Consider the following 22,695-nt stretch of genomic DNA (forward strand, 5'->3'; position numbering starts at 1 on the left):
TTAGGCCCGCGCCCGGGCCACCGCCTCCCTGAAGACCTCCACCGCCCGGTCCACCTCGGCCTCCGTGGTGTAGCGTCCCAGGGAGAAGCGCAAGGAGGCCCGGGCTTCCCTCGGGGAGCGTCCGATGGCCAGGAGGACATGGGAGGGCTCGAGGCTCCCCGCCGAACAGGCCGAGCCCGAGGAAACCGCCACCCCCATGAGGTCCATGGCGAGAAGCAAGGCCTCCCCATCCGCGCCCTTCACCGTCACGTTGACCAGCTTGGGAAGGCGGCGCTCCGGGTGGCCGTTGAGCTCCACCCCTTCCACGGAAAGCAAGCCCGCCTCGAGGCGCCGCCTCAAGGCGAGAAGCCGGGAGGACTCCTCCGGCAAGAGCCTTAAGGCCTTCTCCAGGGCCACCGCCATCCCATGGGCCAGGACTGGGCTTTGCGTGCCCCCCCGTCTTCCTCCCTCCTGCTTGCCCGGCACCAGGGGGAAGAGGTCCACCCCCTGGCGCACCAAAAGGGCTCCAATCCCCTTCGGCCCATAGAACTTGTGGGCGCTTAGGGAAACCAGGTCCGCCCCCACCTCATCCACCCGGAAAGGCACCTGGCCCACGGCCTGCACGGCATCCGTGTGGAAAAGGGCTCCGTGGGCGTGGGCGATCTCGGCCATCTCCCGGATGGGGTAGAGGGTGCCGAGCTCGTTGTTGGCGGCCATGACGCTCACCAGGATGGTGTCGGGCCTCAGGGCCTCCTCCACCTGCTCCGGGTAAACCAGGCCCAAGCGGTCGGGCCTGAGCCGGGTCACGGCAAAACCCAGGCGCTCAAGAAGCCGCAAGGCCCCCAGGACCGCGGAGTGCTCCACCTCCGTGCTCACCACATGCCCCTTCCCCTTGGCCAAGGCCACCCCCAAGAGGGCCAGGGCATCCGCCTCGGAACCCGAACCGGTAAAGACCACCTCTCTGGGGCGCACCCCCAGGAGGCTTGCGATCCGCTCCCGGGCTCCCTCCAGCACCCTTCTGGCTTCCTGGCCAAAGCGGTGGATGCTACTCGGGTTGCCGAAGATTCCCTCCACCTCGCGCATGGCCTGCTGGACCTCGGGGTCCAGGGGCGTGGTGGCCGCGTAGTCCAGATAGACCAAAGCCAAGGTTTCCTCCTTGCCCTCCATTCCCTTTGCCAGGGGCAAGCCCTGGCAGCCCTTCCTAAGACCCTTTGCCTAGCCTGCGGGCTGGAGCTGGATCAAGCGCTTGGCCTCGATGAGCTTCCGCTCCTCGATGAGGTCCTTCAAGGTGGTGCTCCCCAGGACCTGGCGCATGGCCAGATCCACCCGCTTCCAGAGGAGCTCGGTGGAGCACTGCCCCACCTTGGCGCAGGACTCCGGGTCCTCGATGCAGGAAACCGGGGCCAGGCTGCCCTCGAGGGCCTCCACCACCTCGAGGGCCGTCACCCTCTCGGGGGGACGGGCCAGGCGGTAGCCCCCCCTGGCCCCCCGCACGGAGCGGATGAACCCGGAGCGCCTAAGCTGGGCCGCGATCTGCTCCAGGTAGTGCTGGCTGATGCCCTGAGCCTCCGCCACCTCCTTAAGGGGCACCGCCTCCGGGGCCTTGAGGCCAATCTCCACCAGGGCCCTGAGGCCGTACTGGGCCTTCGTGGACACCCACATGCCCCCAGTATAGCGCAAAGGCTTTATTTCCTCACGGAAAATACGGTTTTCACGAAGGCCAGGCCAAACAAGGCCGCCTGCAGAAGCACGATGCTGGCCCCGCTGGGCCAGTCCAGGAGGAAGGAGAGGAAAAGGCCAAGCACCGTGGAAAAGGAGGCCAGGAGGAGGGAAAGAAGGGTGAGCCCGGCAAAGGTGCGGCTCAAGAGCCTGGCCGCCGCCCCGGGGATCACCAAAAAAGCCGCCACCAGAATAATCCCCACCACCTTCACCGCCAGCACCAGGCTCACGGCAAGGAAGCCGGAAAGGAGGTAGTCGTGGAGAACCACCGGCACCCGGTCGGAAAGGGCCAGTTCCCGGTCAAAGGTGGCGTAGGCCAAGGGCCCCCACAGGGGAAGGAGGAAAAGGGCCAGGAAGAGGAGGAGGGCCATGGCCCAAAGGTCCGCGGGCCCCACCGCCAGAAGGGAGCCGAAGAGGTAGCCCATGGCGTCCCCCACGTACCCCCGGGCCTTGGAGAGGAAGACCGCCCCCAGGGCCACGGAGAGAGCGAAGAAGACCCCTATGGCGGTGTCCTCGGAAAGCTCGGTCTTCTCCTTCACCAGGGTGATGGCCATGGCCACCAGAAAGGTGAAGGGCAGGGCAAACCAAAGGGGCTCCCCCCTTAGGAAAAGCCCCAAGGCCACCCCGGCGAAGGCGGCGTGGGCAAGCCCATCCCCCAGGAAGGAAAGCCGCCTTTGCACCACGAAGGGGGAGAGCAATCCGGAAAGAAGGCTCACCAAAAGCCCTGCAAGGAGGGCCCTCTGGAAAAAGGGATAACCCAGGGCGTCAAGCATGCCCACCCCCTAGGTACAGCCCGTGGGCATGGCCCAGGTGCCCAAAGGCCTGGCGCAGGCACTCCTCGGTGAGGGCCCGCTCCGGCGGACCAAACCCCACCACCCTGCGGTTCATCACCAGGACGTGGCTGGCATGGTGGGCGGCCTCCCAGTCGTGGGTGATCATCAGCACCGTGGCCCCCGATTCCTCCTGGTAGGCCTCCAGGTACCGGTAGAGGTCCACCTCCCCCACCCGGTCCACCCCGGTGGCGGGCTCATCCAAAAGGAGGATCCTCGGCCGGCGGATGAGGGCCCGGGCCAGGTAGACCCGTTGGAGCTGCCCCCCGGAAAGCCGGCCCAAGGGGCGGAAGGCCAGTGCCTCCGCCCCCACCCGCCTTAAGGCGGAAAGGGCTTCCTCCCTTTCCCAGGGGGACAGGCGGAAGGGCCAGCGCCGCCTCAGACCCGTGGCCACCAGTTCCAGGGAAAGCGCCGGGAAGGAGCGGTCAAAGGTCTTGATCTGGGGCACGTAGCCGAACCACAGGGGATCGGTTTCCCTCAAGGAACGCCCCAAAACCCTGACCTCGCCCCGGAAGGGAACAAGGCCCAGGATGGCCTTCAAGAGGGTGCTCTTCCCCGCCCCGTTGGGGCCCACGATGGCCACGAAGGCTCCCTCTGGCACCTTCAGGCTGACGCCCTCCAGGGCCCTGAACTCCCCAAAGCGCACGGACAGGTCCCGGACCTCGAGGGCCAACACACAATAACGGTAATCCATTTTCAACAAGCCCGTCAAGCCCACCAGGGAAGGTCGCCAGCCCCGCCAGGGGCCAGAACAGGTCCGTAAGGGATCCCCTTCCCAGTTCCCGCGCCAGGCCATCCACCAGAGTGCGGGTGAGACCCAGCACCGCAACCGGAAGGAGCCCGCCCAGGGCGAGAAGACCCAAAAGCAAGGCCGCCTCCCGCGGGGCCGCCTGGAACACCTGGCGTAGGGCAAGGAGGATCCTGCGGATCAAAGATCCGGGGTGCGAGGGCATAGGCCCTTCCATACCCAAAGCGCCCTCCTGCAAAAGTATAGACCATCTCCAAACGCTTGGGGCGAATAAAAAGCCCGGGCGGGAGGAAACCCTACCCCTAGAAGCTGTGCTCGTCAGAGGGGAACACGCCCTCCCGCACCTCCTGCACGTACTGGGATAGGGCCTCGAGGAAGAGCCTTTCCCCCTCCAGATACCGCTTCACGAACCGGGGCTTGAACTCCCCGTAAAGCCCCACCACGTCGTGGAAGACCAGAATCTGGGCGTCCGTGTGGGAGCCGGCCCCGATGCCCACGGTGTGGATGGATAGCCTTTCCGTGATCTCCCTGGCCAGGTCCTTGGGCACCATCTCCAGCACCACCCCGTAAGCTCCCGCCTCCTCGAGGGCCAAGGCCCCTTTTAGGATGTGCTCGGCCTCCTCGGGGCGCCTCCCCTGAAGCTTGTAGCCCCCAAGCTGGCTCGCCGTCTGGGGGGTGAGGCCCACGTGGCCCAGGACCGGCACCCCCGCCCGGCTGAGCCCGAAGACGATCTCCGCCACCTCCTCCCCACCCTCCAGCTTCACCGCATCCGCCCCGCCTTCCTTGAGAAGCCGCTCGGCGGCGAAAAGGGCCCGGTCCAGGGTGGCATAGGAAAGATAGGGCAGGTCCGCCACCAAGAAGGTGTCCGGGGCCCCCCGCCGGGCCGCCTTGGTGTGGTGGAGCATCTCCTCCAGGCTCACGGGAACCGTGGAGGAATAGCCCAGCACCACCATGCCCAGGGAATCCCCCACCAGGATGGCGTCCACCCCAGCCCGCTCAGCTAGGCGGGCCGTGGGGTAATCGTAGGCGGTGAGGTACACGAGCCTCTGGCCCTTGGCGTGACGGAACTCCTTAACCGTCCGGCGCACGGGAAAAGGCTATCATGAAAGGGCGTGGAAGTGCACCCGGACCTCGCCCTAAGGCCCAGGACCCTGGACGAGTACATCGGCCAGGAGAGGTTGAAGAAGAAGCTGAGGGTGTACCTCGAGGCGGCCAAAGCCCGGGGGGAGCCCTTAGAGCACCTCCTCCTCTTCGGCCCCCCAGGCCTAGGCAAGACCACCCTGGCCCACGTAATCGCTTACGAGCTTGGGGTGAACCTGCGCGTCACCTCGGGGCCCGCCATAGAAAAACCCGGCGATCTAGCTGCCATCCTGGCCAACTCCCTGGAGGAAGGGGACATCCTCTTCATCGACGAGATCCACCGGCTAAGCCGCCAGGCGGAGGAGCACCTCTACCCGGCCATGGAGGACTTCAAGATGGACATCGTCATCGGCCAGGGGCCGGCGGCCCGCACCATCCGCCTGGAGCTTCCCCGCTTCACCCTGATCGGGGCCACCACCCGCCCGGGCCTCATCACCGCCCCCTTGCGGAGCCGCTTCGGCATCGTGGAGCACCTGGAGTACTACTCCCTGGAGGAGCTGGCCGAAGGGGTCAGGCGGGACGCGAGGCTTCTAGGGGTAGCCATCACCGAGGAAGCCGCCCTGGAGATCGCCAAAAGAAGCCGGGGCACCATGCGCGTGGCCAAACGGCTTTTCCGGCGGGTGCGGGACTTCGCCCAGGTGGCAGGGGAGGAAACCATCACCCAGGAAAGGACCCTGGAAGCCCTAAACGCCTTGGGCCTGGATGAGCTCGGCCTGGAGAAACGGGACCGGGAGATCCTGGAAACCCTGATCCTGCGCTTCGGAGGCGGCCCGGTGGGCCTGCAGACCCTGGCCACCGCCGTCTCCGAGGATCCAGATACCCTGGAAGAAGTCCACGAACCGTACCTCATCCAGCAGGGGCTCCTGAAGCGCACCCCCCGGGGCCGGGTGGCCACGGAACGGGCCTACCGCCACCTGGGCTATCCCCCTCCCGTGGAACCCCTTCTCTAGGCCATGGTACGGGCCACCCTGGAAGAACTGGACCTGGCGGAACTCCTGAAGGCCCTGGCCGACCACCGCAAAAGCGTCGTGGTGACCTTCCGGGGGCGACTTTACGGCAGGATCCACCTCCTCCACGGGCGCATCCTCTACGCCCGCACCGAGCCGGGACCCCACCTGGGGGAGTACCTGGTGCGCCTTGGTCACCTTTCCCTGGAGGAAGTTCAGGAGTTAGTGGAGCGCCAGGGGCGGGAAAACCCCGGAACCCCCTTGGGGGCCCTGGCCCTGGAGCTGGGCCTCATCGGGGAAGAGGAGCTAAGGGAGGCCCTCGAGGCCCAGGTCCTGGAGGCCCTAGCCACCCTGCTGGGGGAGAAGGAGGGGGAGATCCTGGCCGAGCCCCTTGAGGAGGGAAGCCAGGTGGCTTTGCCGGAAACCCTGGAAACCAAGGCCACCCTTCTGGAAGCAGCCCGGCACCTGGACGAGTGGCGCCAGGCCCAGGTGGACCCCGACGAGGTCTTCCACCTGGTGGAGGACCCCACCCGCCACCCCCTCACCCCCGAGGCCTGGACGGTGTTGGAACTCTTGGACGGGGTGCGCCGGGCGAGAAGCGTGGCCCTGCTATCCGGCCTTCCGGAAGAGCAGGTTTACCACATCCTCTTTGAGCTGAAAAGCCGGGGGCTGATCCGCCCTTCCACCCTGCTTGCGGACGACCCCCTGGTCCTAGTGCTGGCGGAAAGCGGGGTGGTGCGGCGGCTTCTCCTCTACCTCCTGGAGGCCCACCGCTACCGGGTGCAGCTTCCCCTGGACCTGGAGATGGCCCTGCGCCTTCTCAAGGAAAGGCCCAAGGCCATCATCCTCCAGGGGGAAAGGATCTTAGAAATGGCCCGAAAACTCCGGGCCCACCCCGAGGGCAAGCTGGCCTCCCTGTACGTGGTGAGCGAAACCCCCCCGGGGCTTCTCTTCCGTCCCCTCAGGGTTTTGCATCTTCCCAAACCCTTAAAGGCCCAGGAGGTGCTTAAGGCCCTGGCCCCCTTAAGGCGGGGCGGGACCTAGTTGGGCCGCCTTCCCTCCCGCAGGATGGCCTCCGCCCGCTCCCGGTAGGCAACCAGGGCCTGGTGCCATTCATCGGCGGGATGGACATGGGGCAGCACCGCCTCCGCACGGGCCAGGATCTCCTCAGGAGAGCGGTAACCCAGCTGGACCAGGGTGTCCACCACCATCTCCTGGGCTCCCACCCACTCCCGGCTTCCCTCCTCGGAAACCTCCGCCGCCTTCCGGTAGTGGGCCAAGGCTTCTTCCAGGTGCATCAGGTCGTAGGCGATATGGCCCAGGATGAGCTCCCCTGCCGCCTCCGCTCCCTGGCGCATGGCCCTTTGGGCCATTTCCTCCGCCTCCTGGTACCGCCCCTGCCGGTACAGGGCCTCGGCCAGGTCCGCCAGGGCCTGGGCCCGGTAGGGGTAGCCCTCTTCCCGCAAAAGGGCCTCCAGGTACTCCTCCGCCTCCAGGTAGGCCCCCTGGTCCAAGGCCGCCACCGCCATCTCGTGGAGAACGTATCCCTTCTCCAGACCCTCAGCCCTGGCCAAGGCTTCCTGGAAGGCCGCCATGCCCTCAGCGTAGCGGCCCAGGCGGAGCAGGATCTGCCCCTGCAGAAGGGGGGTGCCATAGGCCTTGTGGCCGCCTTCCTCCTCCAAGGCCAAAGCCCTCTGCACTTCCTCCAGGGCCCGGTTGGGGTTATCCAGGAGGAGATGGGCCCGGGCCAGGAGGTAGTGGCGGGTGGCGGCGTCCTCCACGGGCTCCTCCCCCACGGCTCCCGAGGCCTCCTCGAGGGCCAGAAGGGCCCTTTCCCCCTCCCCCGCCTCCAGCCACATGGCGGCAGCATCCAAAAGGAGCCAGTAGCGCTCCAGCCCCAAGGCCAGCTCCGCCCCCCTCTCGTAGGCCAAAGCGGCCTCCCGGTAGCGGCCGAGCCTTTCCAAGGCCCTTCCCTTAAGCCCCTCCGCCCGCCAGGCCAAAAAGGCGGGAAGCCCCTCCTTGAGCGTCCTCAGAACCTCCTCAAACCGGCCCAGGTAGAAAAGGGCCTGGGCCTGATGGTAGCGGGCCCGGGGGTCCTCCGTGGGAAGGAACAGGGCCAGCACCTCCTTTTCCCCCCGGCCCTCGAGGGCCAGAAGCTCCCCCAGAAGGGCCCGGTACAGGGGGTCGTACTCCAGCCCCCCAAGCTCATAGGCCTCCTCCAAGGCCCGGTGGGCCTTCTCCAGCCCCTCCTCCCCGTAGAGGCTGTGCACCTCCGCCAGGAGCAAAAGGGCCTCCCGGGCCTCCCCTTTGGAGCCGAACAGGGCCTTCCGGGTAAGGCGCTCGATGGCGGTATCGTAATCCCCTTGGTGCAGGGCCTCGAGGACCCCCTTCATCGCCGCTAGAGGATACCACACCCCTCAGTCCTCTCACTACAAAGGCGCTACCATAGGACCAGGGAGGTAGACCTTGCCGCAACGGATCAACCCCTTCACCCTAGTCTTCTTGCTCCTTCTAGGCTATCTGGCCTATACCGCCTTCACGGGCCCCCCGGCCCCCACCCTTCCCTACACGGAGTTCCGCACCCTGGTGCGCCAGGGCAAAGTGGCGGAGGTGACCCTGGAGGAAACCCGCATCCTGGGCACCTTGAAGGAACCCGAGCGCTTCCCCACCCCACAGGGGGGAAGCCAGGTGGCCAGGCGCTTCGCCGTGCCCTTGCCCCCGGCCCAGGTGACCGACCCTGAGCTTCTCCGCTTTCTGGAGGAAAACGGGGTGAGGATCGTCACCAAACCTCCCTCCCTATGGCCCCAGTTCCTCCTCTACCTGGGACCCACCCTTCTCCTCATCGTCTTCTTCTGGTTCTTCTTCATGCGGGCGCAGGGTGGGGCTGGGCAGGTGATGCAGTTCGGGCAGAGCCGGGCCAAGCTTTACGGGAAGGAAAAGCAGGTCAACACCACCTTCAAGGACGTGGCCGGCCACGAGGAAGCCAAGCGGGAACTCATGGAGGTGGTGGACTTCCTCAAGAACCCCAAGAAGTACCTGGAGCTGGGCGCAGAAATCCCCAAAGGAGTTCTCCTGGTGGGCCCTCCCGGAACCGGCAAGACCCTTCTGGCCCGGGCGGTGGCGGGGGAAGCGGGCGTACCCTTCTTCTCCGTTTCCGCCAGCGAGTTCATGGAGATGTTCGTGGGCGTGGGGGCAAGCCGGGTGCGAAGCCTCTTCGAGGACGCCCGAAGGAACGCTCCCAGCATCATCTTCATCGACGAGCTGGACTCCATTGGCCGCAAACGGGGGGCAGGCATCGGGGGCGGCCACGACGAGCGGGAGCAGACCCTGAACCAGATCCTTTCCGAGATGGACGGCTTCGAAAAGGACACCTCAGTGATCGTCCTGGCCGCCACCAACCGCCCGGACATCCTGGACCCCGCCCTGCTGCGCCCCGGGCGCTTTGACCGCCAGGTGGTGGTGGGCCTTCCCACCCTGGAGGAGCGCCGGGATATCCTCCTGGTGCACATGCGGGGTAAACCCATCGCCGAGGAGGTGGATGCCCTGGAGCTGGCCCACCTCACCCCGGGCTTCTCCGGGGCCGACCTGAAGAACCTGGTCAACGAGGCAGCCCTGCTGGCGGCCCGGGATGGCGCCAAGAAAATCCGCAAGGAGCACTTCCTGAAGGCCCTGGACAAGATCGTCCTGGGCCTCGAGCGGCCTGCCCTTAAGCTTTCCGAGGAAGAGAAGAGGGCCGTGGCCTACCACGAGGCCGGGCATGCCGTGGTGGGCGAGGTTCTGCCCCACGCCGACAAAACCGAGAAGGTTTCCATCGTCCCCAGGGGCATGGCCTTGGGTGCCCGCTGGAGCAAACCCGAGGAAAGGGTTTTGGTTTCCAAGGACCACCTCATGGACGAACTGGCCGTCCTCATGGCGGGCCGAGTGGCGGAGGAGCTCTTCACCGGCACCGTGACCACCGGGGCCCAGGACGACTTCAAACGGGCCACCCAGATCGCCAAACGCATGGTCCTGGACTGGGGTATGGGGGAGCACTTCAAGAACATCGCCTGGGGTTCGGACTCCGGCCCCATCTTCCTGGGTGAGGAGATCGCCAAGAAGAAGGACCACTCCGAGGAAACCGCCCGCCTCATCGACCAAGACATCCGCAAGATCCTGGACGAAGCCTACGCCAAGGCCCGCCAGGTCCTCATGGAGCACGCCCCCGCCATGCACAAGATCGCCGAGGAACTCCTTAGGGAGGAGACCATCCCCGGGGAGCGGGTGCGGGCCATCCTCAAGGAAGCCCAAGCGGTGCAAAGGGCCTCGGAGGAAAGCGCCTAGCAAAGGGCGGGAAGAGCCTTTTCGGCCTCCGAGAGAAGGGCCTGCTTTGTGGGATCATCCCAGCCCAGGAGAGGGGCCATGAGGTCCCCCACCCGGGGCAGGGCTTCCTCCGCCCGCTTCCGGTCCAGAGGGGCCAGGCCCAGCCTGCGGGCCAGCACGTCCAGGGGCTTTTGGGCAAGCTCCTCCCTCACCGCCCACACCACCTCCCCCTCCAGGTAGGGAAGCCCGGGGAGAAGGGGCCTATCCCCCAAGGCCGCCACCTCGGGGGCCAGGGTGCCGTAGTGGGCGTAGAGGTGCTCGGCCACCCCCTCCGGCAGGGGCAGGGGAGGCCTGGGCCCCGCCCCCAGGAGGGGGGTGCGGTGGCTTGGGGAAGGAGGGAGGGAAAGGGAGAGGTCCCGGGCCAGGCGCTCCAGGAGGTCCAGGGCCATGAGGCGGAAGGTGGTCCACTTGCCTCCGGTGAGGGTGTAGAGGCCCTGTTCCTCCACGATGAGGTGGTCCCGCACCAAAAGCCGGGTCTCCCCCTTCCCCACCAAGGGCCTGAGGCCCGCCCAGGCGGCCAGGACCCTATTCGAGAGGTCCCCCAGGTAGGGCCGGATCTCCTCCAGGAGGTAGGCCACCTCCTCCTCCCGGGGCAGGGGGCAGGCGGTGGCCTCGGCGGGGAGGTCGGTGGTGCCCAGAAGGGCCCGGCCCTGCCAGGGCAGGAGGAAGAGGACCCGGCCGTCCCGGGTCCTGGGCAGGAGGAGGCCCACCCGCAAGGGGTAGTCCAGGACCAGGTGGGTCCCGCTGGAGGGGGTGAGGAGGGGGGGAAGATGGGGGTCCAAAAGGTGGCGCACCCGGTCCGCCTGGGGGCCAGCGGCGTTCACCACCGCCCGGGCCTGGACCTCCACCTCCCGGCCCCTCAGGCGGTCCCGGACCACCGCCCCCCTTACCCTTCCCCCCTTCAGGAGGAAGCCCGTGGCCTCGGCGTGGTTCAGGGCCACCGCCCCCCGCGCGAGAGCGGAGAGGATGAGGGCCAGGTTCAGGCGGTAGTCGGCGAACTGCCCGTCCTGGTAGAGGATGCCCCCCAGGGTGGGGGGAAGGCTGGGGAAGAGGGCCTGCACCTCCTTGGGAGGAGCGTAGCGGCTTGGGGCCAGCCGCCTTCTTCCCGCCAACCGGTCGTAGAGCTTGAGGCCGAGCCCGTAGTAGGGGATCTCCAGGGGGCGGAAAAGGGGGGTGAGGAGGGTTAAGGGCCTGGCCAGGTGGGGGGCGAGCTCCATCACCACCCTCCTCTCCCGGAGGGCGTCCCGCACCAGGCGAAGCTGCCTGGGGTCCCGGTGCCGCACCGCCAGCTCCAGGTAGCGCACCCCCCCGTGGAGGAGCTTGGTGGAGCGGCTGCTGGTGCCCGCCCCGAAGTCCCCCGTCTCCACCAAGGCCGCCTTCAGGCCCCTTAGGGTGGCCTCCCACAACACCCCCGCCCCTGTGGCCCCACCCCCCAGGATCAGGAGGTCCAGGGGCTCCTTCAGGCGCTCCCAGAGCTCCTCCCGGCTTGGGGTCATCCCTCCTCCCTCGCCCAGCCCAAAGCCCGCTCCACCGCCCGCCGCCAGCCCTGATAAAGGGCCTCCCGCCGGGAGGGGGATAGGCGGGGGAGAAAGCGAGCCTCCAGGGTCCAGGCTTCCCGCACCGCCTCCAGCCCCAGGACCCCCGCCCCCACCCCGGCCATCCAGGCCGCCCCCAGGGCGGTGGTCTCCGTGACCCTGGGCCTGAGGACCGGCACCCCCAGGAGGTCCGCCTGGATCTCCAGGAAAAGGGCGTTCTGGGCCATGCCCCCATCCACCCGGAGCTCCTTCAGGGAAAGCCCCGCCTCCCCCTCCATAGCCCGCACCACGTCCCGCACCCGGAAGGCCACCCCCTCCAGGGCCGCCCGGGCCAGGTGGGCCCTGCTGGTCCCCCGGGTGAGGCCCAGGATGGCCCCCCGGGCGTAGGGGTCCCAGTAGGGGGCCCCCAGGCCGGTGAAGGCGGGGACCAGGTACACGCCCCCGCTGTCCGCCACCTCCCGGGCCAGGGCCTCCACCTCGGCGCTCTCCCGGATCAGGCCCAGGCCCTGAAGCCACCCCACCACCGCCCCCGCCATGAAGACGCTTCCCTCCAGGGCGTAGCTGACCTTGCCCCTCACGCTCCAGGCCACGGTGCTGAGGAGGCCCTTGGGGGAAGGGACGGGCCGCTTTCCCGTGTTCAGGAGCAGGAAGGCCCCGGTCCCATAGGTGCACTTCCCCTGCCCTGCCGCCAAGGCCGCCTGGCCGAAGAGGGCCGCCTGCTGGTCCCCCAGCACCCCCCGGATGGGGATGGGGGCCCCGAAGAGCTCCGGGAGGGTCGCCCCAAACTCCCCATCCGAGGGGCGCACCTCGGGCAGCATGGCCGGGGGGATCCCCAGAATCCCCAGAAGCCCCTCGTCCCAGGAGAGGGTGTGCAGGTTAAAAAGCAGGGCGCGGCTGGCGTTGGAGGGATCCGTGGCGTGCACCCTGCCCCCGGTGAGGCGGTAGAGGAGCCAGGTGTCCACGGTGCCGAAAAGAACCTCCCCCTTCCCCGCCCGCTCCCTAAGGCCGGGCACGTTCGCCAACAGCCAGGCCAGTTTGGTGCCGGAGAAGTAGGGGTCCAGAAGAAGCCCGGTGCGCTCCCGGAAGAGGGGCTCCAAGCCCTGGGCCTTAAGCTCCTGGCACAGGGAGACCGTGCGCCTATCCTGCCAGACGATGGCGTTATAGAGGGGCCTCCCCGTGCCCCTCTCGAACACCAAGGTGGTCTCCCGCTGATTGGTGAGGCCCAGGGCCACCACCTCCCTGGCCTCCACCCCGGCCTGGCGCAAGACCTCCTGGGTCACCCCAAGCTGGCTTTCCCAGATCTCCAGGGGATCGTGCTCCACCCAGCCCGGCCTCGGGTAGAGCTGGCGGAACTCCCTCTGGGCCATGGCCACAGGCCTCCCCTCCAAGCTGAAAAGGATGGCCCGGCTGCTGGTGGTGCCCTGGTCCAGGGCCAAAAGGTACTTCATAAGGCCTCCCTTAGGCTTTTTGCTGCTTCCTCGGGCAGGGCGTCCACCACGAAGGTGCCCGCCCCAAGCTCCGTGCCCGCCAGGAACTTGAGCTTGTCCTTGGCCCTTTTCGGGGGGTAGAACTCCACGTGGAAGTGGAAGGTGCGCTCCTCCCCCAAGGGGGCGGCGTGGAAAACCATCACGTAGGGGAAGGGCTCCCCAAAAAGGGCGTCGTAGCGGGCCACCACCCGGCCCAGAAGCCGGGCGAAGGCGGCCATCTCTCCCTCGGAAAAAGTCCAAAGCCCAGGGTGGCGCTCCAGAGGGGCCACCCAGACCTCAAAGGGGTAGCGGGCGAAGGGGGGCACGAAGGCCAAAAACCCCTCCTCCTGGTCCACCCGGTAGGGCTCCAGGTGGGGGAAAAGCTCCAGGAGCACGGGCCTTTCCTTAAAGGCCTGGCTTTCCCGCTCCAGGATGGGGGGCACAAAGGGGTAGGCGTAGATCTGCCCGTGGGGATGGTGGAGGGTCACCCCCACCGCCTCCCCCCGGTTCTCGAAGGGCATGACGAACCGGATCCCCTCGAGGGCATACAAGGCCCGGTACCGGTCCCGCCAAACCCAGGCCAGGAGGAGCCTTTCCTCCTCCGTGAGGGTGGCCAGGCTTCCCACGTGGGCCTGGGTGTACACCACCACCTCGCACCGGCCCAAAGCCCTCTCCGCGGGAACGGGAAGCCCATCCGGAGGAGGAGTGGGCCTTGGCACCAGGGAGGGGAACCGGTTTTCAAAGACCGCCACCCGAAAACGGTCAAAGGGAATCTCCGTGGGAAAGCCCCCCTCCTGGCTTGGGCAAAGGGGGCAGTGCTCCTTGGGAGGCAAGAAGGTGCGCTCCTGGCGGTGGGCCGCGTAGACCACCCACTCCCCCCGCAAGGGGTGGTAGCGGAGGTGCGGGCTTGGGGAGATGGACCCCGCCTCCTGCGGCAAGGAAGGCTCCTCGGCCACGGGCAAGACCTCCACCTCGAGGGGATGAAGCCCGTAAAGGATCAGCTCCCGCCCGTCCTTCTTGCGATGCACATGCTTATAAAAGGAAGGCATAGTCCAACACCTCCTCCCCCACCCGGAAACGGTAGGGGCCAAGGGGCTTTACCTCCTTATCCCGGCTCAGGAAGGCCCAAAGCCTTTCCCTTTCCTCCGGGGAAAGCCAGGAGGGCGGGTCGGAGGTGGCCTTGAAGCCCGTGATCTCCCCCATGGCCTCCTGCAGGCGCATCTCCTCAAGGGACAGCAACGAGAAACGGCTCCGGAAAAAGGCCACATCCGGGTCCACCTGGACGTTTTCCCGCAACCAAAGCCGGTGCAGGGTGGTGCGGAGGGCGTTCCTTAGCCCCGGGCCCGTGGGGTCCTGTAGCCAGAAGGAGCGGTCCTCGTTGTCCCAGTAGGGGGCCACATCCGGACCCACCCTGAGGCCATCGGCAAGCCCCAAGGAGGCCAGGATGGGAGCGCCGCAAAAGAGAAGGTAGGCCTCCCCTGCCTCCTCGCGGATCCGCTCCATGGCCTTACGGTACCGCACCTCCCCCTCGGCCCCGGGTAAAGCAGCGGCGTAGAGGAAATCCAGCTTCAGGTAGTCGTACCCCCAGGCCCGCACCTTGCGCACCAAGCCCGCCACATGGTCCAAAACCTCCTCGTTGCCCGAATCCAGGGCGTATAGGGGTTTCCACCAGTTGAAGCCCGCGGGGATGGGCCTTCCCTCCCCGTCCCGCAGGATCCACTCGGGATGGGCCCGCACAAGGGGGCTATCCGGCGTCACCAAAAAGGGAGCCAGCCATAACCCCGCCCTGAAGCCCTTTTCCCGGATCCTCTCCGCCAAAAACGCCATCCCCCGGGGGAAGCGCTCGTTGGGTTCCCAGTCCCCAAGGGCCCGCTGCCAGCCGTCGTCGATCTGGAAGACCTCAAAGGGAAGCCCGGCCACTTCCTCCAGCACCTCGAGGAGCAAGGCCTCATGGATCCGGTTGTAGAAGCTATACCAGGAGCACCACAGCCTGGGAGGCCCTTTGGAAAGCCGCCTGGGAAGGAGCCTGCCATAGGCGGCGAACACCTCCGTTGGCTCCCCGTAGCCCAGAAACCACTCCCCCTCCCCCTCGGCGTAGCGGCCCAGGAGGAGGTCCTCGCGCCCCAAGACCCGCGCCCCCACGCCCAGGGCCCCCAGGAGAAGTACCTTCCCATCTGGCCCCTCGAGGGCCCCTAGGCCGCTTCCCCACCACTCGGAAGCCTCGAGGAGGAAGGGGTCGTCCGCCTGGGGCCTGCGGGCCTCGGGGAAAAGGGGCTTCGGGGGAAAGTTTAGGTCCACCCAGGTGGTGAGGCTCCAGCTCTGCCAGCCGTGGCGGAAGAAGCGCTTCGAGGCAAAGGGAGCAAAGATCCGCACCTCCCGGCCCCTCAGGAGGTAACCCCCGGGAACAGGCCCCAAGGCCTCCGCCAGAACCGGCACCTCGAGGCGGCTTTCCCGAAGAGGATCCGAGAACTCCAGCCGCATGCCCCATCCTCCCTAGGAGCTTCCTGCCCCCGGCATTCTACCCTTCGCTCCGTAAGGGAAGCGAAAGGCTAGGGCCAGGGCCAAAAGCGTAGCCAAAAAGGGTGGACCCGCCATAAGGAAGCGGAAGGCGGCCTCGGGACGCGGGCCCGGCACCTCCCCGCTCACGTAGCCGAAGAGGGGGGTGAGGAGGGCAAAGGAAAGAGCCTGCAGGGGCCCGGAAAGGCGGTTGATGAAGCCGTACACGCTATAGTAAACCCCTTCCCGCCTCCTCCCCGTAACCTCGGCGTCCCGGTCGATCACCTCGGCCAGGAGGACATCCCCCAGGACCAGCACCCCGCCAAACCCCACCCCGATGAGAAGGCCCACGGGAAGAGCCTCAAGAAGGGTGCGGGGCAGGAAAAGGAGAAGGGCCCCCAGGGCCAAGAGGAAAATGGCCAGGAGCCAGGCTCCCTTGGAGCCCAAAGTCCCTGCCAGCCGGGCCCAGAGGAAGACCGAGGGCAAAGCGGCCAGGAGCACCGTAGCGAAGAGCAAGGAAGTGGCCTCCGGCCCAAGGCCCAAGGCGTATTTGGCGTAAAAGGGCATGGCCGCCCCGAAAAGCCCCACGGCGAAGAGGAGGAACAAGGCGGCCAGGGAGTAGATCCAGAAGGCCTGGTTCCCCAGGGTGTAGCGGAAGGCGGGGATAAAGGGAAGGGGCTCCGCCTCCTGGGCCTTGGGATCCTCCCGGATGCTCTTGAGGAAAAGGAGGACCAAAAGGCCCCCGAGGCCCCCATAGAGGAGGGCCATGCCGGGGAAACCCAAGGCAGTGTAGACCAAGGGGGTCAGGGCGATGCTCACCGCCAGACCCACGAAGTAGAACCCCTGCCGCCAGGCGTTGGCCCGGGCCCGCTCCTCCTCCTTGCGGAAAAGCTCGGGGAAAAGGGCCGCATGGTTCACCCAGGTGAGGGCGGCGAAGGTCTCAAAGAACAGGATCACCCCAAGGCAATACCAGAAGAGGGCAGGCCCCTGAAGGAAGGGCCCGGGGACGCTGAAGGTAAGGTAGAAGGCCAAAAGCAAAAAGGGAAGCCCCAGGAAAAGCCAGGGCCGCCTCCGGCCCCAGGGGGTCCTGGTGCGGTCGGAGAGGTAGCCGAAAAGGGGATCGTTCACCGCATCCCAGACGGAAAAGACCAAGCGGGCCAAGGCGAAGGCACTGGCGGCCAAACCCAGATGGTCCAGGTAGTAAAAGGCCAGGTAGGTGCCGAAGGTCTGGCCCGGCAGGGTTAGGCCCAAAGCACCCAGGGCATAGGCGATATGGGCCGGGATCACCAGGCCACCCCCAGGGGAAGGATAGGCTCCAGATACTCCACCTCGAGGACATGGCGGGACCAAAGCCTCTCCCCCTCGTAGGCTTCCCCCACCAGTCGGTAGGCGCCAGGGGGAAGCCGCCTCAAGGCCTCCTGGAGGGGAAGGTAGCGGGCCTGGACCTCGAGGGGGCTTTCCCAAAGCTCGCCCAGGCTGAAAAACCTTCGGGCCTCCCCGGGGGCCAGGGCCACCTCCTCCTCGTAAAGGGAAAGGTCTTGTGGACCTTCCAGGAAAAGGTGGACCCGAAGGCTTAAGGGCCTTTCCAGGTCGCTTATGAGCCAGGCCTCCTGCAGGGGAGGCCCTCCCACCTCCATCCTTTCCCGGTAGGGAACCAGGGAGAGGAGAACCGGGCTGCTGGCCTCCTTCAGGGCGTGGTAGCCCTTCTTGGGCACCCGCTCCACGTCCACCACCGCCCAGGTGATCCCCTCCCAGGGCTCCACGAACATGAACTGGAAGTAGCCCACCACCCTCCCCTTCCCCCGCCGGTAGGCATGGATGGCAAACTCCAATAACCTCGCCTGGTAGGCCTGGGAGTTCTCCACAAACTCCTCCAGGGACCCCCCAACCTCCACCCCCGCCACCCGGAAGGTCTCGTGGGGCTGGAAGTTGTGGTAGGCGTAGACCTCCCATCTAGGAGGCCAGGCCGCCTCCCCCAGGTCCCGGCGCAGGAGTTCCGCCCGGGGCAGGGCCTGGGCCCCGAACTCGGAAGGAAGGGGGGCCCCGGGAAGGGCCAGGAAGTCCCGCAGGTGCCCCCAGTACCACCCGGGGTAGGGGTGCTCGCGGAAGTCGGAAGCCTCCTTCACCGGGCGGGTGGGGTCTTCGGCCCTGAGGGCAGCGGAAAGGAGGGGGCCCAGGGTGTGGCGGTTGTGGGTGGGCTCGTTCTGGGCGCACCAGAGGTAAAGGGAGGGATGGGCCCCCAACACCTCCACCATGGCCCTTGCCTGGCGCAAGGCCTCCTGGGCGAAGGCCTCGTCGGGGGCGTACCCCCACTGCAAGGGGAAGTCCTGCCAGACCAGGATCCCCTCCTGGTCGCAGGCCCGGTAGAAGGCGGGGTGGGTCACGTGGGCGTGGACCCGCACCGCGTTCAGGTTGGCCTCCTTGAGGAGGACCACGTCCTTCTGGGCCAGGGCCTCGCTGTAGCCGGCAAGCCACTGGGTGGGGATGATGTTGGTCCCCCTCAGGAAAAGCCTCCTGCCGTTTAGAAGAAGCCACCCCTCTCCGTCCAGCTCCACGGTGCGGAAGCCGAGAGGAGCCCTTAGGCTGGCCCCCAGGAGTTCCGCCTCCAGGCGGAAGAGATGGGGGAACCCCCGTTCCCACACCTCCCACAGGGGCATCCCCGGCAGGTCCCAGACCGCCTCCCGCCAGCCCCGTCCCCCTTCCCCCTCCAGGACCAGCCTTCTCTCCAGGGCCTCCCCTGAGAAGTTCTCGGGGAGGATCCTGAGGGCCACCTCCTCGCGGAAGGGCCTTGGGGCATCCACCCAAAGGCGCACCCATAGCCGCCACCCCCCGGGTCGGGGAAGGAGGCGGTGGGTGAGGCCGAGAAGGGCCACCTCCTCCCGCATCCAGACCTCCACCCCGCCCCACAGGCCCCCCGTTCCCCGCTCCTGGCCCCGTTCCGAACTCCCCCCGGGCCGGCAGTCGTGCTGCCCAAAGACCCCCTTGATCTGCCGCTTGAACCGGGGCCAGACCCCCAGGGGTTCCTTGGGGGCGGAAACCCTAAGGAGAAGCTCCCGCCCAGGGGGAAGCTCCAGAAGCCAGGGGAAGAAGTACCCCTCGTGCCGTCCCAGGTGGGTGCCATCCAGCCAGGCCTCCTGGTAATAGTCCCCAAGGGAGTAGAGAAACCGCCTTGGGCCCCCCTCGGGAAGGGAAAGCCGGTACCAACCCACCTCCGCCTCCAGGCGTGCGCCCTCCGGCCCCCCGGGCTCACCCAGGCTCCACTGGTGGGGAAGGGCTACCTCCCACCAGCCTTCCTGGGGAAGTTCCGCCGGGGTCCTCGCTTCATGGGCCAAAAACCAAGCTCTTTCCCACCTCATCCCTCCACCTCCAACAGGGCCTCCCGGAAAGGAGGCAGGAAAACCCGCCCTCCCTGGGACGGGTAGACCTTCCCCTCCACCCGGGCCCCCCAAAGCCTTCTCCCCCAAAGCCTGATGCTCACTCCCTCCCAGGGCCAGGGGTACTCCCCTTCCCCTTCCCAAAGGAGGCGGTAGCCCCCCTCCGCCGGGAGCAGGCGGAACCGATCCAGCCGATAAGACCCCTTCCCGTCCCCCTCATCCCAGTACAGGCGGCCTTCCGCCCCGCCTTCCCCCGGGTAAAGGTGCAGGGCAAGGCCCCCTTCCTCCAAGAGGGGCAGGATGGACCCGGCCCGCACCAAAAGGGGAATCCGCTTTAAGGGAGCCGGAAGCCGCACCCGGGCGGGGCCCTCCACGACTCCATCCTCCTCCCAGGGGTACCACCCGCCCTTGGGCAAGGGCACCTCCTTAGCCCTGGCCCCTTCCTCCAGGACCGGAGCCACCAGGAGGTCCCTTCCCAACAAAAAGGCCTCCCCAAGGTCTGCCCCATCAGGCTGGCCCCCTTGCAGGAAAAGGGGCCTGAGGAGGGGAAGCCCCTCCCGGCTCGCCCGATAGGCCAAGGTGTAGAGGTAAGGAAGAAGCCTTTCCCTAAGCTCCATGGCCCAGCGCACCCCCTCCAAGACCTCCTCCCCAAAGCGCCAGGGCTCCCGGCGCCTGGTCCAGCGGGCGGAGTGGAGGCGGAAGAAAGGGGTAAAGGCGGCAAGCTGGAACCAGCGCAAATATAGCTCGGGGGAGGGGTTTCCGCTAAAGCCCCCGATGTCCGAGCCCACGAAGTACACCCCGGAAAGGGAAAGGCCCAGGAGAGCCCGCAGGGTGGTCCTCAGGCCCTCCCAGGTGCTTTCCACATCCCCGGTCCAGGCCCAGGCGTAGCGCTGCACCCCGGCAAACCCCGCGCGGGTGAGGAGGAAGGGCCGGCGAAGGGGGGCATGTTCCCGGAATCCCTCAAAGCTGGCCCGGGCCATGAGGAGGCCGTAGAGGTTGTGGGCCAGGGTATGGTCTCCCCCTTGGCCCTCGAGGGCATGGCGGATGCTCCGGGGAAAGGTGGGCTCCCCCCAGGCGGCGAAGAGGGCGGGCTCGTTCATGTCCAGCCAGAAGCCGGAAACCCCCATGTCCAAGAATCCTTTAAGCCTCTCCCCCCACCAGGCCCGGCCCCCGGGGTCGGTGAAGTCGGGGAAAGCAGCAAGTCCAGGCCAGACAGGGCCCAGGAAGACCTCCCCCGAGGGCAACCGGCAGAACACCCCCTCCCTTAGCCCCTCCTCGTAAGGGGAAAATCCCTTTTCTCCCTTAATCCCAGGATCCAGGATAAGCACCGTGTGCACTCCCCTTTCCCGGAGGGTCCGCACCATGCCCCCCAGGTCGGGAAAGCGCTTTTCATCCACGGTGAACACCCGGTATCCCCGCATGTAATCGATGTCCAGGTGGACCGCCTTCAGGGGAAGGTCCCGCTTCAGGAAACCCTCCACCACCTCCTCCACCTCCTTCCGGGTCCTAAGCCCCCAGCGGGCATAGTGGAAGCCCAGGGCCCAGCGGGGCGGCAGGGGTGGAAGGCCGGTGAGGCGCACATAACGGGCCAGGGCTTCCTCCAGGGGCCCGGGGATCAGGTAGTAGCGGAAGGTTCCGCCAAGAAAGCCCACCAGGGCCTCGCCTTCCCGCAGGTCGGCAAAGCCATCCGCAGGGTTCTCGTAAAAGGCCAGGTACCCTCCCTCGAGCTTTTGGGAAAGCCAAAGGGGCACCGAAAGGTAGAGGGGATCCTCCCCAGGGCCGTAGCTTCCCCCGGGGTCCTGGTTCCAGAAACGGAAGACCCCACCCCGGCGGTCCAAGGCGTAGGCCCTTTCCCCCAGGCCAAAGACCCTCTCTTCCGGAGCCAGGTGCACCCGGTGCCGCCAGGCCCTCCCCGAGCGCTCGGGGTAGGCCTCCTGCCTGAGAAGCCTTCCCGCCCCATCCCACAAGGTCAACCCTTCCTCCCCCACCGCCAGGGCCAGGTGGGGGGTTCTAAGAAGGCGGCCTCCCTCCTGGCGCTCAGGCTCAAAGGGGGAGGCTTCCCCCGCCTCCGCTAGGGCGTAAGGAGGCACCGCCTCGCCGGGAAACCAGGTGAGGCGGAGGAGGTCCTCTCCCAGGAAGACCGCTTCCAGTTCCACCTCCTGGAAACGCACCCTCACCCCGCCGGGAATGGCCTTTAGTCCCAGGGGCTTCCCCACCCCTTGCCACGGGAGGAAGGGGGCCTTGGGCTCCCACCGATCCCGCTTCCTGGCGTACTGGATGGCCAAAAGGAGAACCCCAGGGCCCAGAAGGGCCACCATTTCCACCGCATTCCACAGTTTCTTCAGCAAGCCCTTTCGCGGTCCACCCATAGCCTACTCCCAAAGCACCCGCCTGGCCTCGCACCCCTCCAGGAAAGCCCGCATCCTCTCCGGGGGCACCTTGGGCCTGCGCCAGAAGTCCAAAAGCCCGTTTTCCTCCTGAAAGGTGTCGTAGAGCTGGGTGTAGCAAAACCCGCTCAGGAGGCTTTCGCAGGCCACCTCCAAATAACGGAGCACCTCCTGCAAGAAGGCCTCCTCCCCCTCCACCTCCCGGTACCCCCAGCCCGGGGTGGAGCCCTTGAGCCTCACACCCCCGAACTCGGAAAGGAAGGGGCGCACCCCTTCAGGAAGAGCCTCCCAGGAAAGGGGCCGGCCCATGGGGGCGAGGGGAAAGGGCTTCTGGCGGTAGCGGCGGGCAAGGACCTCAGGGGGAGCGTAGTCGTGCACGGTGTAGAGGTCCCAAAAGGACCCGTGCTCAAAGCCGTCGTTATCCACCAAAAGGCGCGTGGGGTCCAAGGAGCGGGCCAGGAAAAACACGCCCTGGAGGAAGGAGCGAGCCTCAGGCCCCCAAGGCCAAAGGCCCCAGCTCTCGTTGAAAAGGACCCAGGCCACCACGCTGGGGTGGTTGTGGTCCCGCTCCCAGGCCGCCACCAGCTCGGCCAGGTAGCGCCGGGCGGCCCTGGGAGAGAAGCGGAAGAAGCTTGGCATCTCGGCAAAGACCAAAAGCCCTAGCCGGTCCGCCAGGTGGAGGTAGCGGGGGTCTTCCAGCTTCTGGTGCTTGCGCACCCCGTTAAAGCCCAGGGCCTTGGCCAGGAGGATGTCCTGCCTGAGGGCCTCGAGGCCAGGCGGGGCTAAGTGCCCCTCCGGCCAAAGCCCCTGGTCCAGGGCCAGCTTGGGGTAGTAGGGCTCCCTGTTGAGGAAGAAAACCCCTTGCCGGGCGGAAACTTCCCTTAAGCCCCCGTAGGAGTAGACCTCATCCAGAACCCGCCTTCCCCCGAGGAGGCGGAGGCGCAAGGGGAAAAGCACCGGATTCTCCGGGCGCCAAAGGATTGCCCCCGCCTCTCCCTTTAGGGGAAGCCCCAAAAACCCCCGGGCAAGCCCGCCCACGAGGGGAAAACGGGCTTCTAGCCAAGGCTTTTCCCCCAAAACCTCCCCCCGCACCCCCGGGAAAAGGGCCACCTCCACCGCATCCCCTTCCCCCACGGCCTGGACCTCCAGGTGGAAGCCCAGGGCCTCGAGGTCCGGGCGGAGGCGAAGGGAGGCGATGTGGCTTTCCGGAACCCATTCCAGCCAAACCGGCTGCCAGATCCCTGTGGTCCTCGGGTAGAAGATGCCCTCGGGCTCCCCCAGGGCCTGCTTGCCCCTAGGCTTTTCCGGATCCGAGGGGTCGTCCTCCGCCCGCACCAGGACCTCTAAGGGCCTCCCCAGGAAGGAGGTGAGCTCCAGGCCGAAGGGGGTATGCCCCCCTTCGTGTTCCAGGACCCGGGCCCCGTTCAAAAAGACCTCCGCCCGGTAGTCCACCGCCCCGAAGCGCAGGAAAAGCCGAAGGCCGGGCCTGGGCCTAATCCTTAGGACCTTCCGGTACCAGGCCACCTGCACCCAGGGCTCGCCCACGCCGCTACCCGGGGACTCGGGAGGAAAGGGCACCCGGATGGTACGGTCAAAGCGCACCTTCTTGGGGTCCTCGGCCTCGTTCAAGGAGAAGTTCCACGGGCCCTCGAGGCTCTTCCAACCCGGGCGCTGGAGGGTGGGCCTGGGATGATTGGGGTCCAGCTTCATAAGAC

17 protein-coding genes are annotated in these 22,695 nt (G+C 67.1%); 3 read left to right on the forward strand and 14 right to left on the reverse strand.

Annotation, left to right across the window (positions count from 1 at the left end; translation table 11 throughout):
- The 5 genes from KQ693_RS12070 to panB all read right to left on the reverse strand — a co-directional run bounded on the left by KQ693_RS12070 (position 1) and on the right by panB (position 4,364).
- Complete coding sequence (locus KQ693_RS12070; protein ID WP_267261442.1) at positions 1-1,146, reverse strand: cysteine desulfurase family protein; 1,146 nt, start codon at positions 1,144-1,146, stop codon at positions 1-3.
- 48 nt (positions 1,147-1,194) lie between these two features.
- Positions 1,195-1,641, reverse strand: a complete 447-nt coding sequence (locus KQ693_RS12075; RefSeq protein WP_038041747.1) for an RrF2 family transcriptional regulator — start codon at positions 1,639-1,641, stop codon at positions 1,195-1,197.
- Positions 1,642-1,664: 23 nt separating this feature from the next.
- On the reverse strand, positions 1,665-2,471 hold the full coding sequence (locus KQ693_RS12080; protein WP_219758690.1) for a metal ABC transporter permease: 807 nt from the start codon (positions 2,469-2,471) through the stop codon (positions 1,665-1,667).
- Positions 2,464-3,204: a metal ABC transporter ATP-binding protein gene (locus tag KQ693_RS12085; protein ID WP_267261443.1), complete on the reverse strand. Its 741-nt coding sequence runs from the start codon at positions 3,202-3,204 to the stop codon at positions 2,464-2,466. The genes KQ693_RS12080 and KQ693_RS12085 overlap by 8 nt, the downstream gene beginning before the upstream one ends.
- A 374-nt stretch (positions 3,205-3,578) precedes the next feature.
- Positions 3,579-4,364, reverse strand: coding sequence for a 3-methyl-2-oxobutanoate hydroxymethyltransferase (gene panB / locus KQ693_RS12090; RefSeq protein WP_267261444.1), 786 nt, complete (start codon positions 4,362-4,364; stop codon positions 3,579-3,581).
- A gap of 30 nt (positions 4,365-4,394) precedes the next feature.
- On the opposite strand from panB, the gene ruvB reads away from it, so the two are divergent.
- Positions 4,395-5,366, forward strand: a complete 972-nt coding sequence (ruvB, locus tag KQ693_RS12095; protein ID WP_267262385.1) for a Holliday junction branch migration DNA helicase RuvB — start codon at positions 4,395-4,397, stop codon at positions 5,364-5,366.
- Between the two features lie 3 nt (positions 5,367-5,369).
- Positions 5,370-6,407 carry a DUF4388 domain-containing protein gene (locus tag KQ693_RS12100; RefSeq protein WP_267261445.1) on the forward strand — a complete coding sequence of 346 codons (1,038 nt, stop codon included), beginning with the start codon at positions 5,370-5,372 and terminating at the stop codon, positions 6,405-6,407.
- On the opposite strand, the gene KQ693_RS12105 is transcribed toward KQ693_RS12100, so the two are convergent.
- Positions 6,404-7,756: a tetratricopeptide repeat protein gene (locus KQ693_RS12105; protein ID WP_267261446.1), complete on the reverse strand. Its 1,353-nt coding sequence runs from the start codon at positions 7,754-7,756 to the stop codon at positions 6,404-6,406. The two genes, KQ693_RS12100 and KQ693_RS12105, sit on opposite strands and share 4 nt — an antisense overlap.
- 73 nt (positions 7,757-7,829) lie before the next feature.
- Here KQ693_RS12105 and ftsH point away from each other — a divergent pair, with 73 nt between their 5' ends.
- Positions 7,830-9,683, forward strand: coding sequence for an ATP-dependent zinc metalloprotease FtsH (gene ftsH / locus KQ693_RS12110; protein WP_015717795.1), 1,854 nt, complete (start codon positions 7,830-7,832; stop codon positions 9,681-9,683).
- On the opposite strand, the gene KQ693_RS12115 is transcribed toward ftsH, so the two are convergent.
- The 8 genes from KQ693_RS12115 to KQ693_RS12150 are packed head-to-tail and all read right to left on the reverse strand — an operon-like array spanning position 9,680 to position 22,690.
- Positions 9,680-11,218 carry an FAD-dependent oxidoreductase gene (locus KQ693_RS12115; RefSeq protein ID WP_267261447.1) on the reverse strand — a complete coding sequence of 513 codons (1,539 nt, stop codon included), beginning with the start codon at positions 11,216-11,218 and terminating at the stop codon, positions 9,680-9,682. The genes ftsH and KQ693_RS12115 overlap by 4 nt on opposite strands.
- On the reverse strand, positions 11,215-12,705 hold the full coding sequence (gene glpK, locus KQ693_RS12120) for a glycerol kinase GlpK (protein WP_267261448.1): 1,491 nt from the start codon (positions 12,703-12,705) through the stop codon (positions 11,215-11,217). The genes KQ693_RS12115 and glpK overlap by 4 nt, the downstream gene beginning before the upstream one ends.
- Positions 12,702-13,772, reverse strand: coding sequence for a galactose-1-phosphate uridylyltransferase (gene galT / locus KQ693_RS12125; RefSeq protein WP_267261449.1), 1,071 nt, complete (start codon positions 13,770-13,772; stop codon positions 12,702-12,704). Before galT ends, glpK begins: the two co-directional genes overlap by 4 nt.
- Positions 13,756-15,204, reverse strand: coding sequence for a glycoside hydrolase family 36 protein (locus tag KQ693_RS12130; RefSeq protein WP_267261450.1), 1,449 nt, complete (start codon positions 15,202-15,204; stop codon positions 13,756-13,758). The genes galT and KQ693_RS12130 overlap by 17 nt, the downstream gene beginning before the upstream one ends.
- Positions 15,205-15,216: 12 nt before the next feature.
- Entirely contained in the window at positions 15,217-16,503 is a 1,287-nt protein-coding gene (locus KQ693_RS12135) for an MFS transporter (protein WP_267262386.1), read from the reverse strand.
- A complete protein-coding gene (locus KQ693_RS12140; RefSeq protein ID WP_267261451.1) occupies positions 16,503-18,575 on the reverse strand; it encodes a glycoside hydrolase family 2 TIM barrel-domain containing protein in 2,073 nt (690 codons plus the stop codon). The genes KQ693_RS12135 and KQ693_RS12140 overlap by 1 nt, the downstream gene beginning before the upstream one ends.
- On the reverse strand, positions 18,572-20,941 hold the full coding sequence (locus tag KQ693_RS12145; protein WP_267261452.1) for a glycoside hydrolase family 31 protein: 2,370 nt from the start codon (positions 20,939-20,941) through the stop codon (positions 18,572-18,574). The genes KQ693_RS12140 and KQ693_RS12145 overlap by 4 nt, the downstream gene beginning before the upstream one ends.
- Positions 20,942-20,965: 24 nt before the next feature.
- Entirely contained in the window at positions 20,966-22,690 is a 1,725-nt protein-coding gene (locus KQ693_RS12150; RefSeq protein WP_267261453.1) for a glycoside hydrolase family 2 protein, read from the reverse strand.
- Positions 22,691-22,695 lie beyond the last annotated feature (5 nt).

Source organism: Thermus brevis (assembly GCF_026427635.1).
Classification (GTDB): Bacteria; Deinococcota; Deinococci; order Deinococcales; family Thermaceae; genus Thermus; species Thermus antranikianii.

What these genes read in the sequence shown, in the direction of transcription:
- KQ693_RS12105 (WP_267261446.1), bottom strand. Translation starts at nt 7,756, where the DNA reads ATGAAGGGGGTCCTCGAGGCCCTGCACCAAGGGGATTACGATACCGCC.
- KQ693_RS12130 (WP_267261450.1), bottom strand. Translation starts at nt 15,204, where the DNA reads ATGCGGCTGGAGTTCTCGGATCCTCTTCGGGAAAGCCGCCTCGAGGTG.
- KQ693_RS12140 (WP_267261451.1), bottom strand. Translation starts at nt 18,575, where the DNA reads ATGAGGTGGGAAAGAGCTTGGTTTTTGGCCCATGAAGCGAGGACCCCG.
- galT (WP_267261449.1), bottom strand. Translation starts at nt 13,772, where the DNA reads ATGCCTTCCTTTTATAAGCATGTGCATCGCAAGAAGGACGGGCGGGAG.
- KQ693_RS12100 (WP_267261445.1), top strand. Translation starts at nt 5,370, where the DNA reads ATGGTACGGGCCACCCTGGAAGAACTGGACCTGGCGGAACTCCTGAAG.
- KQ693_RS12115 (WP_267261447.1), bottom strand. Translation starts at nt 11,218, where the DNA reads ATGACCCCAAGCCGGGAGGAGCTCTGGGAGCGCCTGAAGGAGCCCCTG.
- glpK (WP_267261448.1), bottom strand. Translation starts at nt 12,705, where the DNA reads ATGAAGTACCTTTTGGCCCTGGACCAGGGCACCACCAGCAGCCGGGCC.
- KQ693_RS12080 (WP_219758690.1), bottom strand. Translation starts at nt 2,471, where the DNA reads ATGCTTGACGCCCTGGGTTATCCCTTTTTCCAGAGGGCCCTCCTTGCA.
- KQ693_RS12070 (WP_267261442.1), bottom strand. Translation starts at nt 1,146, where the DNA reads ATGGAGGGCAAGGAGGAAACCTTGGCTTTGGTCTATCTGGACTACGCG.
- KQ693_RS12150 (WP_267261453.1), bottom strand. Translation starts at nt 22,690, where the DNA reads ATGAAGCTGGACCCCAATCATCCCAGGCCCACCCTCCAGCGCCCGGGT.
- KQ693_RS12075 (WP_038041747.1), bottom strand. Translation starts at nt 1,641, where the DNA reads ATGTGGGTGTCCACGAAGGCCCAGTACGGCCTCAGGGCCCTGGTGGAG.